This is a genomic window from Isoptericola halotolerans (genome assembly GCF_003003075.1).
GTDB classification, from domain to species: Bacteria; Actinomycetota; Actinomycetes; order Actinomycetales; family Cellulomonadaceae; genus Isoptericola; species Isoptericola halotolerans_A.
In genome coordinates this window covers 561,125-576,321 of the sequence record NZ_PVTX01000001.1, presented here as the reverse complement: position 1 = coordinate 576,321, position 15,197 = coordinate 561,125, and the positions used below count along the sequence as shown (strand labels likewise).

The following is a 15,197-nucleotide window of genomic DNA, read 5'->3' as shown; positions in this document are numbered from 1 at the left end:
GGTGTGCGTGACGAAACGTCGTCGTTGTCATCTAGCAGGAGGTCCCGCCGTCGGGACCTCGTCGGAGCGGTTACTTGATGCCTGTCGTGGCGATCCCCTTGACCAGGTACTTCTGGCCGAAGAGGAAGACGATGAAGACCGGGATCAGGGACACGATCGACATCGCGAAGAGCGGGCCCCACGAGCTGTTGCTCGTGGCGTCGATGAACGTCCGCAGCGCGATGGGCACCGTGTACATGTCGGGCCGGGTCAGGAAGATCAGCTGGCTGAAGAAGTCGTTCCACGTCCAGATGAAGGTGAAGATCGCCGTCGTGGCCAGCGCCGGCAGCGAGAGCGGCAGCATGATCTGCAGGAAGATGCGGCCGTGCCCGCAGCCGTCCAGACGCGCGGCCTCGTCCAGCTCCTTCGGCAGCCCGCGGAAGAACTGCACCATGAGGAAGATGAAGAACGCGTCCGTGGCCAGCAGCTTCGGGACGATCAGCGGCAGGAACGTGTTGATCCACTGCAGCTCGGAGAACAGGATGTACTGCGGCACGATGATCACGTGGATCGGCAGCATGATCGTCATCAGCATGATGGCGAACCAGATCGGCCGGCCGCGGAACTTCAGCCGGGCGAACGCGTAGGCCGCCATCGAGCACGAGACCAGGTTTCCCACCACGGAGCCCAGCACGATGATCGCCGAGTTGAGCAGGTAGTGGTGGAACGGGTGCAGCAGCGCGTTCCAGCCCTCGCCGTAGTTGGAGAGGTCGATGGCGCTGGGGATGAGGCTCGGGTCCCGGAAGATGATCTCGTTGGGCTTGAACGAGCTGGAGAGCATCCACAGCAGCGGGTAGAGCATGATCAGCCCGAAGCCGATCAGCAGCACGTGCTTGAGGACCCTGCGGACCTGCGGACCGACCGTGCGTCGGCGCGGGGCGTCGGGGACCTGGGCGGCGACCTCGGACAGCGACCGGCGTTCCCGCACGGGCGGCTTCGTCGTCGTCTGGGTGGGTGCGTCGGGGCGCACGGGCGTGTCAGTCATCGTAGAAGACCCAGTACTTGGAGGCGAGGAAGTTGACGGCGGTCATGCCGGCGACGATGAGGAGCAGGAACCAGGCCATCGCCGAGGCGTACCCCATGTCGAACGACTTGAAGCCGTTCTGGTACAGGTACAGCGTGTAGAAGAGCGTCGAGTCGACCGGTCCGCCGGTGCCGCCCGAGACGATGAACGCCTGGGTGAACGACTGGAACGCCCCGATGAGCTGGAGCACCAGGTTGAAGAAGATGATCGGGCTCAGCAGCGGGATCGTGATGTTGAAGAACTGCCGCACCTTGGACGCGCCGTCGATCGACGCGGCCTCGTAGTACATGGCCGGGATCTGCCGCAGGCCGGCGAGGAAGATGATCATCGGCGCGCCGAACGTCCACACGTTGAGGATCATCAGCGTCCCCAGCGCGTAGTCCGGGTGCGAGACCCAGCCGTAGCCCTGGATGCCGAAGTACCCCAGGACCTGGTTCACCAGGCCGTCCGCGCCGAACACCTGGCGCCACAGCAGCGCGATGGCGACCGAGCTGCCGAGCAGCGAGGGCAGGTAGTAGACCGACCGGTAGATGGCCAGGCCGCGCAGGCCGCGGTCCAGCACCATCGCCAGCGCGAGGGCCGCCATGAGCTGCAGCGGCACGGAGATCAGCACGTAGCGCAGCGTCACGCTCAGCGACTGGAGCCAGCGGGGGTCCTCGAACATCCGCTGGTAGTTCTCGAGCCCGATCCAGCTCGGCGCCTCGAGCAGGCTGTAGTCGGTGAACGACAGGTACAGCGAGGCGAGCAGAGGAAAGGCCGTGATCAGCCCGAGTCCCAGGAACCAGGGAGCGAGGAAGATCGCGGCAGCCTTGCCGTCGCCCTTCCGCAGCTCGCGGCTCGCACCACGGGTCTTGGCGACCTCTTGAATCACGGACACGGTCGCACCTCCCCGTGCTGTGCCGTGGTGGACACCATCGTCGTCCTCCTGATCGTCGTCGATCGCGGTCGCCGGCCGGAGCGGCTGCTCCAGACCGGGAAACCGGTTGCTGCTGAGGAAGGTACCACAGGAGGAACCGGTTTCCCATGGTGTACCGTCATCTCCTGGACCGACCCCGCGTCAGGGCGTCGGCGGTAACCAGATCGTGATCCACGCGTGATCCACGCGTGATGCGAGGACGGAGGCAAAGATGCCCGGCGCGAAGACACGCCGTCCCGCGGTGACGATCGCCGATGTCGCGAGAGCGGCCGGCGTCTCCCGTGCGACGGTGTCGCGTGTGATGAACGGCCGCAGCACGGTCGACCCCACGATCTCCGCCCGCGTGCAGGAGGCCGCGATCGAGCTGAGCTATCGGCCGAGCAACGTGGCGCGCAGCCTGTCGCTGGGGCGGACGACGACGGTCGCGCTGGTCGTCCCCGACCTCGGCAACCCCGTGTTCCAGCAGATCCTCGGCGGCGTCTCGTCGGCCGCGGGGGAGGACGGCTACCGGGTGCTCGTCGCGGACTCGGCCGAGGACCCGAGCTCCGAGGCGGCGATCGCCCGCGAGGCCCGCCACCGCTGCGACGCGCTCATCCTCGTCTCGCCGCGGATGCCCGACGCCGCGCTGGACGCGCTGCTGCCGGAGGTGAGCCCCGCCGTCGTCATCAACCGGGAGGTCGCCGGCGGAGCCCCCAGCCTCGTCGTGGACTACGCCGACGCGACCGTCCAGGTCGTCGAGCACCTCGTCGAGCTGGGGCACCGCCGCATCGCGTACCTCGCCGGCCCGGCGGCGTCCGTCTCGGACGGTGCCCGACGCCGCGGCCTCACGCTCTGCTGCGAGCGCCACCCCGACCTGGAGGTCGTCGAGCTCACGGCGGGCTCCGACATCGCGGCGGGTCACGCCGCGGCACCGGCCGTGCTGGCCAGCCGCGTCACGGCCGCCGTCGCGTTCAACGACCTCGTCTCGTTCGGGCTGCTCGCAGCCCTCAACGAGGCGGGCGTGGCCGTGCCCACGGACATCTCCGTGGCCGGTTTCGACGACATCGAGCTCGCCCGGTACGCCACGCCGGGACTGACCACCGTCGCCGTCCCTCAGGAAGAGCTGGGACGGCATGCCTGGAGGGAACTGCACGCCGTGATCGACAACACCGCGAGCGTCGCCGAGGCGACGCGATTCGGCGTCCGGCTCGAGGTGCGGGCGAGCACCGGGCCGGTCCCGCGCACCGCCGCCCGCGCCGAGACGCCGGCCGAGACGCCGGCGGCCCCGGCACCGCACGACTCCCCCGCAGGGGACGCCGAGCAGGCGCCCGCGTGGGCCCTGGAGAACGGGGTGCCGGTGCTGCGCCGCAGCGCCGACCACGTGGCCCTCTCCCGCTACGAGTCGGGCGCGGGGCTCCCCACGATCCACTCGCCGCGGCCCTACCTGCACCCGGTCCACTCGCTGGCCGGGGTCCCCCTCACCGAGTCGGGGCCGGTCGACCACCGGCACCACTACGGGGTGAGCCTCGCCGTCGCCGACGTCAACGGCACCAGCCACTGGGGCGGCCGCACCTTCGTGACCGACGTCGGCCCCACGCTGCTGCCGAACCACGGCCGGCAGACGTCGACCGGCACCGTCATCGACCCCCTGTCGCCGAACCTGCTGCTCGACAGCGTCGTGTGGACGGACGAGCACGGCGAGCCCCAGCTCGACGAGCGCCGTCGCATCGGCGCCCGGCTCCTCCAGGACGGCTGGGCCCTCGAGTGGCGCTCCACGCTGCACGCCGCGCACGGCCCGCTGGAGATCCGCTCCCCCGCCACGAACGGCCGGCCCGGCGCCGGCTACGGCGGGGTGTTCTGGCGGCTGCCGATCGCGGAGTCCACCCGGGTGCTGTCGGCCGACGGCGACGGTCAGGACCGGGCGCACGGGTCGACGTCGCCGTGGGTGGCCTTCGTCCAGCGGCACCGGGACGCGCGCGGCGGCGAGCGCACCACGACGACGGTGCTCACCCAGACCTCGCCCGCGCGCCACTGGTTCCTCCGGTCGGAGGAGTACCCCGGGGCCTGCCCGGCCCTGGCCTGGGACACGCCGCTCCACGTCCCGGCCGGCGGCACCGTCGAGACCGGCGTCGTCGCCGCGCTCGTCGACCGTGAGCTCGACGCCGGCGAGGCGGCCGCGCTCGCCGCCGGCCTGCGCTGACGACCACCACCCACCCACGGAGAGCTCCATGACGAACGTTCGCATCGCCGTCGTCGGCATCCACGGACACGGCGAGAAGCACGTCGAGCACGCGCTCGACCTCGGCCGCGCCGGACGGGCGCGGCTGTGCGCCGTCGTCGACCCGCGCGAGCCCGCCGCGGGCCACACGGCGCACGGCACCGGGACCGCCTGGTTCCCGACCCTCGGCGACCTCCTGTCCTGCCCCGACCCGGACGTCCGACCCGACGTCGTGGTCCTCTGCACCCCCATCCCCACGCACCTGCCGCTGGCCAAGGCCGCGATGGAGGCGGGCATGGACGTGCTGCTGGAGAAGCCGACGACGGCGTCGCTCGCCGAGCTCACCGAGCTCGTCGCGATCAGCGACCGCACGGGACGGCTGTGCCAGGTCGGGTTCCAGACGTTCGGCTCGCACGCGCTGGACGCCGTCGCGGAGCTCGTGGCCCGTGGCGAGATCGGCGACGTCGTCGGCTACGGCGCCGTGGGGACCTGGGTGCGCGACGCCGCGTACTGGGACCGCGCGCCCTGGGCCGGTCGACGACGGCTGGACGGCCGCGACGTCGTCGACGGCGTCGTGACGAACCCGCTGGCGCACGCGGTGGCCACCACGCTGCGCATCGGCGGCGTGACGCGGGCCGAGGACGTCGCGTGGGTGGACACGGACCTGTACCGCGCCAACCCCATCGAGTCCGACGACACCTCCGCCGTGCGGGTGACGGCGGCCGACGGGACCCGGTACGGGTTCGGGCTGACGCTGTGCGCGTCCGAGCGGGGCACGGCCCACGTGCTGGTGCTCGGCACGCAGGGCGAGATCGAGCTCGAGTACGAGCACGACCGGCTGGTGCTCCGCAGCGGCCGCGTCACGATGGACAAGACGTACGGCCGCACCCCGCTGCTGGACGACCTGCTCGACGTCCGGGCCGCCGGCGACCCGGAGCGCAGGCTGCTCTGCGACGTGCGGGACACCGGGGCGTTCATGCGGGTGCTCGAGGCGGTGCGCACCGGAGCCGACCCGCGCACCGTGCCCGACGACGCGGTGACCTGGGTGGGCACCGGCGACGCCCGGCGCCCGGTGGTCCGCGACGTCGAGTCGTGGTGCGAGCAGGTGGCCCGCACGCAGCAGACGTTCGCCGAGCTCGGCGCACCCTGGGCCTGACGCGCCGACCCGAGCACGCCGAGCACGCCGAGCACGCCGAACGTCCAGGTTCGGACCGGTATGAGGCGCATACCGGTCCGAACCTGGACGTTCGGGGGCTACAGCGAGATGCCGAGGCTGGCCATTGGCACCACCTGGCCGGTGGCCAACGACCGGTTGCCCGCCACGCCCACGGCGACCGAGCGCAGGCCGTCGCGCACCCCGGCACGCCGCTCCAGCGGATCGTCCGCGGGACCACCGGCCGACGGCGGCAGGTGGCCGCGCAGCACGTCGCGCAGCATCGCCTCGTCGCCCTCGACGTGACCCGCCGAACCGGCCAGCGGCACCTCCACGGCGCGCCCCCAGTGCTGCTGGACGACGAGCCGTCCCCCGGCCCGGCGCGCCGCGCAGCACGGTGACGTGCCGTCGTCGGCGGGTGTGCCGTCGTCGTGCCGGGTACCCGGCAGGCCCGCCGTGGTGTGGCACCGCTCGACCACGTCGAGCTCCGCCCGGCCCCGCGTGCCGTTGATCGCGACGCGATAGCCCTCCCACGGGCTGTGCGCCGTGAGCGCGTACGTCATCGACGCGCCGGAGCGGTAGCCGACGAGCACGCTGAGGGTGTCCTCGATCGTGGCGCCCGGCCCGAACGGGTCCTGGTCGCGCCGGTAGCCGTCGGCGTGCGCGGCGTCGTGGTAGAGCGCACGCAGCTCCGGGTCGGTGGTGAGGTCGAGCGCGTAGCGCGACCCGCCGTCGCCGGCCGCCTCGCCGTAGAAGCACAGACCACCGCGGACGTACACGGACTCGGGGACGTCCTGCGTCCACCAGTTGACCAGGTCGAAGTGGTGGCTGGCCTTGTGCACGAGCAGGCCGCCGGAGGCCGACTTGTCCCGGTGCCACCGGCGGAAGTAGTCGGCGCCGTGCGCCGTGTCGACCAGCCACTCGAAGTGCACCGAGACGACGTCGCCGACCCGGCCCTCCGCCACGACCTGGCGCAGCGCGGCGTTCTGCGGCGCGTACCGGTAGTTGTGCGCCACGGTGACCTCGCGGCCGCTGCTGCGCGCGGCGTCGAGGATGGTGTACATCCCCTCGGCGTCGATGGTCAGCGGCTTCTCGACGACGACGTCGGCGCCGTGGTGCAGCGCCGCGGCCACGTGGGCGGCGTGCGTCCGGTCGGGCGAGGTGACCACGACGACGTCGGGACGCACGTCGTCGAGCATGCGGTCGACGTCCTGCGCGGCGTAGCGGGCCGGTGCGGCACCACCGGCACGCGCCCGGTCGGTGTGGAAGGCGAGCCGGTGCGGGTTGGTGTCGCACAGCGCGACGAGCTCGGCGACGTCGGCGTGCGCGTCCGTCATCGCGTCGACGTAGAGCCGCGCGCGGTGTCCGGTGCCGATGACGGCGTAGCGTCGCCGGGCCGTCGGTGACTCGTCCGGCGGCGCGGCAGTTCCGGCGGCCGGGCCCGGTCCGGCGGTGGCGGCGAAGGTGGCGGACGTCATCGTCGATCTCCTGGTTCGATACGCGGGAAGCGCTTTCCCTCCTACCGTACCCCCACCGCGGGCAGGAGATCCACGGCTCTCGATCGGTGGACAGCCGTCGATCTCCTCCGGGCAGCCGGGGTACGGCGCTCGCAGGCCGGCGCTCGCGGTCGGTCAGCCGAGGTCGACGCCGAGGCCCAGGTCGGCCAGGCGCACCGGCTCTCCGGACTCCAGCGACCGGTTGCCCGCGTAGCCGACCCCGGACGCCCGCAGTCCGTCGAGGAACCCTGCGGCCCGGCCCAGCGGGTCGGCGTCGTCACGGCCCACGAAGACGTCGCTGAGCAGGAGCGCGTCGCCCCCGCCGTGCCCGCCGGCGCCGAGCGCCACGATCTCGCGCTCCTCCGCACGCTCCCAGTGCTTCTGCACCAGCAGGCGCTCGCCGGCCGGCCGCACCTCGTCGGCCGCGAACGCGTCCGTGAAGCTCGGGTCGAGGACCGCCCTGCCGTCCTCGCCGAAGACCACGGAGCCGCGCTCGACGACCTCCAGCTCGGCACGCCCGCGCGAGCCGTTCACCACCACGCGGTACCCCTCCCACGGCGCCGCCGCGGTGAGCGAGTACGTGAGCATCGCCCCGCCCGCGTACTCCACGACCAGGCCGAGGGTGTCCTCGGTGGTGATGCCGGCGTCGAACACCGACCTGTTGCGCACGTAGCCGTCGTGCGCCTGCGCCTCCGGGCCGTACAGCTCGCTCAGGTACGGGTCCTTCTCCAGGTCCAGGGCCCACGGGTCGACGCCCCGGTCGTTGAGCGTCTTCTCACCGGCGGTGGGCTCGTACCCGCGCGAGTGCGCGGCGTCGTCGCCGTAGAACCGGCGTCCGCCGCTCGCGAAGACACGGGTCGGGACGTCGTCGATCCACCAGTTGACCAGGTCGAAGTGGTGGCTCGACTTGTGCACCAGCAGCCCGCCGTTGTTGACCTTCTCGCGGTGCCACCGGCGGAAGTAGTCCGCGCCGTGCACGGTGTCCAGCGCCCAGTCGAAGTGGACGGACAGGACGGTGCCGATCTCGCCCGAGGCGATGACCTCGCGCAGCGCGGAGTTGCGGGGCGAGTACCGGTAGTTGAACGTCATCGTCAGGTCCCGGCCGGTCTCGGCGACGGCGTCGGTGATCCGGCGCGCCTCCTCGGCGGTGGCGGCGATCGGCTTCTCGACGACGACGTCGGCGCCCGCCCGCAGCGCGCGGGAGACCAGGTCGGCGTGGGTGTTGTCGATGCTCGTGACGATGACGCGGTCGACCTGCTGCTCCGCGACGGCCTTCTCGAGGTCGTCCGGGCCGTAGACGGGACGCTCACCGCCCACCGCGGCGGCGACCCGGGCCTCGTGCACGGCGGCACGGACCGGGTTGGGCTCGACCCACGCGACGATCTCGCCGGTGTCGGCGTGCGCGTCGACGAGGGCCGAGACGTACATCCCGGCGCGGTGCCCGGTGCCGACGACGGCGTAGCGGAGGCGGTCGGAGGTGGTGGAGGGCAACGTCGGACTCCTGTGTCTTCCGGTGGCAGAAAGCGGTTTCCCATACACTTTACCCGACGAGGTCCCGGGGCCGCCCTTGCTACCTCGCCGGGCGAGGTACTACCTCGGCGAGGGCGGCGCTACCTCGGCGTGCGAGGCACTACCTCGCGGCGGGGGTGAGCACCACCTGGCCGGCCCACGTGAACCCGCCACCGAACCCGAACAGCAGCGCGGGCGCGCCCGCCGGCAGCCTCCCGGCGTGCCACCACTTGGACATGCCCAGCGGGATCGACGCCGCCGAGGTGTTCCCCGACTCCGTGATGTCGGTGACCACCACGCGGTCCTCGAGCCCCAGCGACTTGGCGAGCGGCTCGATGATCCGCAGGTTCGCCTGGTGCGCCACCAGCACCTCGATGTCGTCCAGGCCCAGCCCGGACGCCTCGACCACCCGGCGGGCCCGGTCCGCCGCCCGCGTGATCGCCCACTTGAACACCGCCCGGCCGTCCTGCGCGAACCGCCCGTCAGGCGCCTCGATGCGCACGGCGGGCGTGATCTCGGGCTCCGAGCCCCACACCACGGGGCCGACGGCGGGCTCGTCCGCCGCCTGCAGCACCACCGCACCCGCGCCGTCGGCCGTGAGGATGCAGGTGGACCGGTCGGTCCAGTCGGTGACGGCGGTGAGCTTCTCCGAGCCGATGACGACGGCGGTGCGCGAGGTCCCCGCACGGATCGCCTGGTCGGCCAGGCCCACCGCGTAGGCGAAACCCGAGCAGGCGGTGTTGACGTCGACGACGCCGGGCCCGACGACGTCGCGCAGGTCCGGCTCCTCCTCGCCCTCCGGCGTGCTCGCCCCGGGCTGCACGCCGGTGCGCAGCGCGTACGCCACCCGCCCGGCCGTGTTGGGCGAGCGATCGGCAGCCGTGGCCGTGGCGACGACGATCAGGTCGACGTCGTCGCTCGCCACCCCGGCGTCGGCGAGCGCGTGCTCGGCCGCCGCGGTCGCCATGTCCGCGACCGTGACGTCGTCGGCGGCGACGTGGCGGGTGACGATCCCGGTCCGGGACCGGATCCACTCGTCGTTCGTCTCGACGCGCTGGGCGATGTCGTCGTTCGTCATGACCTGGGCGGGCTGGTGGTGCCCGAGGCCGACGATGCGGGAGCCGGCAGCACCGGCGGGCAGCGTGAGCATGTCACCGATCATTCCACGCGACGGCGGGCGACGGCGGCAGCAGGACGGCCCCGCGTCCGGGAACGGACGCGGGGCCGTCAGTCGGCACTACCTCGGCGGTCGAGGCACTACCTCGGCGGTCACTTGACCTTGACCGTGACCTCCTTGCTGGTCGCACCGCCGCGGGCGTTGCCCACGGTCATCTCGAAGGTGTGCTTGCCGGGCGAGAGCCCGTCGACGACGACCTCCACGGTCCGGGCGCCGTCGGGCAGCACGCGCGTCGCGACGGTCTCACCGTCGACGCGCAGCGTGGCCGACGTCGCCGGTCCGCCCTTCCTGACCGTCGCCGTCGCCGTCACCGCGCCCGGCCCGGCCCGGCCTTCTTGACCTTGAGCTTGACGTGGGCCGGGGCCTCGTCGACCACGACCTCGCCCGCGTCCGCGTCCGTGGTGTACGCCAGGCGCGGCGCGTCCGGCGTCTCCATGCCCTCGCCGATGAAGTACGAGGTGTGCGGCGGCTGGTTGTAGCCCGTGTTCTGCCAGGCCACGGCCACGCGGTACTGCGAGTCCGACATGAGCGTCCGCAGGCGGTGCTCGGTCGGGATCACCGTGGTCGCGACGCGCAGCGCGGTCGAGTCCTCGGTGCGGGTGACGATCTCCTCGCGCCAGTCACCGAAGAGGTCCGCCTGCAGCGCCGGCGTGCCCTTGGTGCTGTTGTTCGACAGCGTGCCCTCGGCGCGGTAGATCTCGACCTCCTCGACGTTCTCGTAGTCCCACTTCGAGATCGTCGGCACCCCGGTCGAGGTGTCGGCGTCCCAGTCGTGGTCGCCGATCTCCGTCAGCAGGTCCCCGTCCCAGAAGGTCAGGAAGTTCGCCGCCGGGATGCTCTCCGCGATGAGCTCGCCCAAGGACGACATCAGCTGGCCCACCGGGGAGTCCCACGCGGCGTCGCCGCCGACGGCCCAGCCCTCGGCGCCGTCGTACCGCGGGTCGATGTCGCCCATGGCGGCACGGCCCGTGTCGACCTCGGCCGGGATCGACCAGATGATCTCTCCCGTCGCGGCGTCGCGGAACGTGGCGCCCCGCCCCTCGGAGCGGCCGATGTCCTCGTGCGCCGAGAACACCTCCTGCCCCGCGCGCGAGGGGTCGAAGTCCGACACGTGCTGGGCGTCACCGTGGCCGAGCCCGGTGTTGTACAGCACGGTGCCGTCGTCGTCGAGCGTCATCGACCCGTAGAGGATCTCGTCCTTCTGGTCGCCGTCGACGTCGGCCACGGCCAGGGAGTGGTTCCCCTGCCCGCGGTACTCGTCGCCCGCGACGTCGGAGTCGAACACCCACCGCTGCGACAGCTCGGTGCCGTCCCAGTCGAAGGCCGCGACGACGGTGCGCGTGTAGTAGCCCCGGGCGAACAGCATCGACGGCTGCTCGCCGTCGAGGTAGGCGGTCCCGGCGAGGAACCGGTCCACGCGGTTGCCGTAGGTGTCGCCCCACGAGCCGACGTCGCCGCGCGGCGGCACGTAGTCGATCGTGTCCAGCGCGACTCCGGACTCGCCGTCGAACACCGTGAGGTACTCCGGGCCGGACAGCACGTAGCCGCCGGAGGTCCGGAAGTCGGCCCGTGCGTCGCCGATCACGGTGCCGGCACCGTCGGTCGTGCCGTCGGCGGTCTTCATCGCCACCTCGGCCTTCCCGTCCCCGTCGTAGTCGAACACCTGGAACTGCGTGTAGTGGGCGCCGGACCGGATGTTGATCCCGAGGTCGATGCGCCACAGCTGGGTGCCGTCGAGCTCGTAGGCGTCCAGGTAGGTGTTGCCCGTGTAGCCGCCGCGCGAGTTGTCCTGCGCGTTGGACGGGTACCACTTGACGACGTACTCGTACTCCCCGTCCCCGTCGAGGTCCGCCACGGAGGCGTCGTTCGCGGAGTAGGTGTACGGCTGGCCGTCCTTGGTGTAGGCGTCCTCCGGCTTGTTCAGCGGGATGTCCAGGGTCTGGGCGTCCCACACGGAGAGCTCGTCGGTGGCCCACCGCTCGACGCCGTCGACGACGGACGCGACCCGGTAGGTGGAGTCCGCCGACCCGTCGGCGTCGACCAGGTTCGTCGAGCCGGTGATCGGCTCGTCCGTGATCCGGCTGCCGTCGCGGTACACGTGGAACCCGATCGACTCCGGGTCGTCGCCCAGCATCCGCCAGCCGACGTAGACGCCGTCGGCGGACTGCGCCGCCACCGGCTGCCGGCCGATCCGCTCCGCCTGGCGCGACAGGTTCGTCACGGCGTCGGAGATGACCGTCCCCGAGAGCTCGGAGACACCACCGGCGTTCACCGACGCCACGGCGTAGGTGTACCCGATGGTCGTGAGCACGTCGGTGTCGGTGTACGCGGGCTCGGCGGCGCGGTCGATCAGGACCAGGTCACCCGCCTCGTCCTCGCGGTACACGTGGTAGAACAGCGCGTCCTCCACGGCCTCCCAGGTGAGGGAGACCTCGTTCTTGGCCACGTCGGTCACGGCGAGGCCCGACGGCGCCGCAGCCGTCGGGACGTCCGGGTCCACCGTGGTGAGCTCGAGGGCGTTGGAAGCGACCGACTCGTTGCCGGCGTCGTCCAGCGCGACGACGGTGTACGTGTACTGCAGGCCGACGTCCGCGGTGGTGTCCACGAACTCGGTCACCGAGGACGCGACGTCACCGAGCGCGGTCGGCTCGGCGGCGCCGTCGGCGAGGCGGTACACGCGGTAGCCGGCCACGTCCTCGGCCGGCTGCCAGCTCAGCGGGACCTCGACGGCGGACCCGTCGATGGACACGTCGCCCGCGACGAGCTCGGTCGGGGCGTAGAGCAGCGCGGTGATCTCCAGGCCGTTCAACCATCCTTCGGCGACCACGTCGATCGTGCCGTCCGTGACCACCACGGGCTGGACGATCTTGCTCGAGGTGCTGCCGCGCCCCGCGTTCGAGGAGCCGTAGTCGGTGCCCTCGATCGTCACGCCGAGGCGAGCGGTGCCGATGAGGTCGCCCCAGACGACCTCGACCGCGTAGGTACCGTTCGGCACGTCGAAGCGCATCGGGTTGCCCGAGCCCGGCAGCAGGAAGTCACGCTGCAGGTCGTCGAGCGCACCGTCGCCCGTGCCGCGGTCACGACCGCCCGGGCCGGCGTCCGAGGTGAAGCCGTAGCCCAGCTCCTCGGTGTACAGGGTGTTCTGGTCGAACGCCGTGTAGCCGTCCTTGGTCGGGTTGCCCGCGAGCTGCACGTCGAACTTGAACAGCGGGGCCTTCGTCTCGATCGTCACGGTGGCCGACGGTGCGGAGTCGCCCGCGCCGTTGACCGCCACGACCTGCAGGTCGTAGGAGGTCCCGGCCTCCAGCCCGGTGACGTCCGCGACGCCGATCGTGGAGGTGGTGACGAGCTCGTAGGCGTCGTCGCCGTCGGCCGAGGCCTTGGCGAACACCTTGTAGATGTCCGCGCCCTCGACCTCGGTCCAGGTCAGCGTGGCGCTGGAGGCGGAGACGCTCCCGGCGACGACGCCGGCCGGGGCGGCGGGCACGTCGGCCGGCGGCTCGGCGTCGACGACCTGCTCGGCGAGCGGGACGTCGAGCTCGGCGGTGTCGAGCGCGACCAGGCGGGCCATCTGGATGGCGCCGTACTCCTGGAAGTGCGTGTCGTCCGTCGTGCCGTCCGGGCGGTTCGGGTAGACACCGGCCGGGACGTGCAGGAACACGCTCTTGGCGGCCTCCGGACCGATCTCGTCCAGGTACGCCCGCGACGAGGCCGACAGGTCGACCAGCGGGGCACCCGTCGCGGCGGCGACGTCGGTGGCGGCCTGGACGTAGTCCGGGAACGACACGTTGAACTGGCCCGTGTCCGCGTCGAACGAGCGGCGCGAGACCGGCGTGACGATGATCGGCTGGGCGCCACGCTGCACGGCACCCTCGACGAAGGTGTGCAGGTACCAGTAGTAGTCGCCGGGGGCGGCCCAGCGGTCGTCGACGCCGTAGCTGTTGTCGTTGTGCCCGAACTGGACGTAGAGGTAGTCGCCCGGCTTGATCTGCTTGAGCACGGTGTCGAGGCGGCCCTGGCTGATGAAGTTCTTCGAGGACCGGCCGCCGATGGCGTGGTTGTCGACCACGACGTCGTCGGACAGGTACCGCTCGATCATCTGGCCCCAGCCGGCCTGCGGCGCCCAGTACGGGTCGTAGGTCTGCACGGTGGAGTCACCGGTGACGAACACGGTGGGCTGGTCGCCCGCCTCACGGGCGTCCGCGCGGGTGATGGTCAGTGCGTTGAGGTTCGCAGCGCTGCCGGTGACGTCCAGGTTGAGCTGGCTGTCCACCAGCGCGATGTCGAACTGCATCTCGAGGTACTCGCCGGCGGCACGCTCGGTCTGCTGGACCTTGGCCATCTGCTCGGCGGTGATCGCGATGTCGGTGGCGCCCTCGGCGTCCCCGGCGACGAGGTCGACCGTGTAGTCGCCGTTCGGCAGGTCGACGACGAGCTGGCCGCCGTCGGTCGTGACGAAGTCGCCGCGCAACGCGTTCGCCCCGCCGTTGTCGGTCGCGGTCACCACGGAGGCGTCGACGAACCCGAGACGGTTCTCGGCGGTGTAGGCGGTGTCGGCGTCGACCCCGACCGCGCCGTCGGCGACGGCACCCGAGCCGAGGTCGATCTGCAGCGTGCCGTCCTCGGGGAAGGTGGGCTCGGCGGCCAGGGTGCTGACCACGGGTGCGGAGGGTTCGGTGGTGCCCTCGTCGGTCACGGCGAGCGCGCGGTAGTAGTGCACCGCGGAGGTGTCGACGTCGGTGTCGGCGAAGAACACCTCGCGCGACCCGGTGCGGGCGATCTCGGTGTACTCGCCGTCGACGGCGTCGCTGCGCGTCAGCACGTACCCGGTGGCCCCGGCGACCTCGTTCCAGCGCACCACGATCTCGTCGCCGGTGGCGTGGGCGATGCGGACGTTCGCGGGACCGGCGGCGCCGGTGGTGGTGCCGCCGTCGTCCCCGCTGTCGCCGGAACCGTCGTCCCCGCCGTCGTCCCCGCCGTCACCGGAACCGTCGTCCGGGACCTCGGTGATCACGAGCCCGTTGACGTAGCCGTAACCCTTGCCGGTGATGCCGAGGTTGAGCTGGCCGTCGGCCACCTCGGCCGTCAGCGTGCCGCTGCTCGTCTGCTCGGCGTCCGCGGTGATGTTCGTGCCCTCGCCGCCCTCGGGGGCGACGGTGGTGCGCACGCTGGAGGTGCCGGCGAGCGTGTCGCCGGTCCAGACCTCGACCTCGTAGGTGCCGTTCGGCACGTCGACCGCGAACTCCCACGCGTCACCGAGCACGAAGTCGCCGGTCATCGGGTCCACGTCGGTGGACCGGTCGCGGGAGGCGGGGCTGCCCGAGGTGATGCCGAACCCGGCCTCCTCGGAGTACGCCGTCGACTCGTCGACGCCCTGGTACCCCTCGGCGACCGGGCTGCTGGGGGTGCCGAAGTCGAAGGACCAGGTGGCGGGGTCGCCCTCGGCGGCCGCCGCGACGCCGGGCGCGAACGGCAGCACGAGGGCTGCCGCGGCCGCGCCGGCCACGAGGGATCGCGCACGGGTGGGTGGTGGTGTGGTCGTACGGTGCCGGTAAGCGCTTTCACGCCCGGCATGCGGAAGCCTGTCTGGCTGCTGCACGGTTCACCTCGTCGTCTCGTCGTTGAGTCCGGTCTGGGCCGGGGACGCGCCCCTCGTCGGTGAGGTTTGTTGTATGGATTTAATGAA

General features: G+C 71.9%; 9 protein-coding genes. 2 read left to right on the top strand and 7 right to left on the bottom strand.

Translation table 11 applies throughout. The features are described 5' to 3' along the window. Positions 1 to 70 precede the first annotated feature (70 nt). Together BCL65_RS02705 and BCL65_RS02700 are read right to left on the bottom strand one after the other, a co-directional pair. Positions 71 to 1,024: a carbohydrate ABC transporter permease gene (locus BCL65_RS02705; RefSeq protein ID WP_106264867.1), complete on the bottom strand. Its 954-nt coding sequence runs from the start codon at positions 1,022 to 1,024 to the stop codon at positions 71 to 73. Continuing rightward, positions 1,017 to 1,940, bottom strand: coding sequence for a carbohydrate ABC transporter permease (locus BCL65_RS02700; RefSeq protein ID WP_106264865.1), 924 nt, complete (start codon positions 1,938 to 1,940; stop codon positions 1,017 to 1,019). The genes BCL65_RS02705 and BCL65_RS02700 overlap by 8 nt, the downstream gene beginning before the upstream one ends. Positions 1,941 to 2,190: 250 nt before the next feature. On the opposite strand from BCL65_RS02700, the gene BCL65_RS02695 reads away from it, so the two are divergent. Continuing rightward, complete coding sequence (locus BCL65_RS02695) at positions 2,191 to 4,158, top strand: DUF6807 family protein (protein ID WP_106264863.1); 1,968 nt, start codon at positions 2,191 to 2,193, stop codon at positions 4,156 to 4,158. Between the two features lie 28 nt (positions 4,159 to 4,186). Further along, on the top strand, positions 4,187 to 5,332 hold the full coding sequence (locus BCL65_RS02690) for a Gfo/Idh/MocA family protein (protein ID WP_106265207.1): 1,146 nt from the start codon (positions 4,187 to 4,189) through the stop codon (positions 5,330 to 5,332). Positions 5,333 to 5,430: 98 nt separating this feature from the next. Here BCL65_RS02690 and BCL65_RS02685 read toward each other — a convergent pair whose 3' ends face one another. The 5 genes from BCL65_RS02685 to BCL65_RS18425 form a co-directional block, all read right to left on the bottom strand. After that, positions 5,431 to 6,807: a Gfo/Idh/MocA family protein gene (locus tag BCL65_RS02685; protein ID WP_106264862.1), complete on the bottom strand. Its 1,377-nt coding sequence runs from the start codon at positions 6,805 to 6,807 to the stop codon at positions 5,431 to 5,433. A gap of 153 nt (positions 6,808 to 6,960) precedes the next feature. Continuing rightward, positions 6,961 to 8,316: a Gfo/Idh/MocA family protein gene (locus tag BCL65_RS02680; RefSeq protein WP_106264860.1), complete on the bottom strand. Its 1,356-nt coding sequence runs from the start codon at positions 8,314 to 8,316 to the stop codon at positions 6,961 to 6,963. Positions 8,317 to 8,455: 139 nt separating this feature from the next. Beyond that, positions 8,456 to 9,484: a 3-oxoacyl-[acyl-carrier-protein] synthase III C-terminal domain-containing protein gene (locus tag BCL65_RS02675; RefSeq protein WP_106265206.1), complete on the bottom strand. Its 1,029-nt coding sequence runs from the start codon at positions 9,482 to 9,484 to the stop codon at positions 8,456 to 8,458. A gap of 119 nt (positions 9,485 to 9,603) precedes the next feature. After that, entirely contained in the window at positions 9,604 to 9,822 is a 219-nt protein-coding gene (locus BCL65_RS02670) for a hypothetical protein (RefSeq protein WP_106264859.1), read from the bottom strand. After that, entirely contained in the window at positions 9,819 to 15,017 is a 5,199-nt protein-coding gene (locus BCL65_RS18425; protein WP_308701005.1) for a rhamnogalacturonan lyase family protein, read from the bottom strand. Before BCL65_RS18425 ends, BCL65_RS02670 begins: the two co-directional genes overlap by 4 nt. Positions 15,018 to 15,197 lie beyond the last annotated feature (180 nt).

What these genes read in the sequence shown, in the direction of transcription:
- BCL65_RS02705 (WP_106264867.1), bottom strand. Translation starts at nt 1,024, where the DNA reads ATGACTGACACGCCCGTGCGCCCCGACGCACCCACCCAGACGACGACG.
- BCL65_RS02690 (WP_106265207.1), top strand. Translation starts at nt 4,187, where the DNA reads ATGACGAACGTTCGCATCGCCGTCGTCGGCATCCACGGACACGGCGAG.
- BCL65_RS02685 (WP_106264862.1), bottom strand. Translation starts at nt 6,807, where the DNA reads ATGACGTCCGCCACCTTCGCCGCCACCGCCGGACCGGGCCCGGCCGCC.
- BCL65_RS02695 (WP_106264863.1), top strand. Translation starts at nt 2,191, where the DNA reads ATGCCCGGCGCGAAGACACGCCGTCCCGCGGTGACGATCGCCGATGTC.
- BCL65_RS02675 (WP_106265206.1), bottom strand. Translation starts at nt 9,484, where the DNA reads ATGCTCACGCTGCCCGCCGGTGCTGCCGGCTCCCGCATCGTCGGCCTC.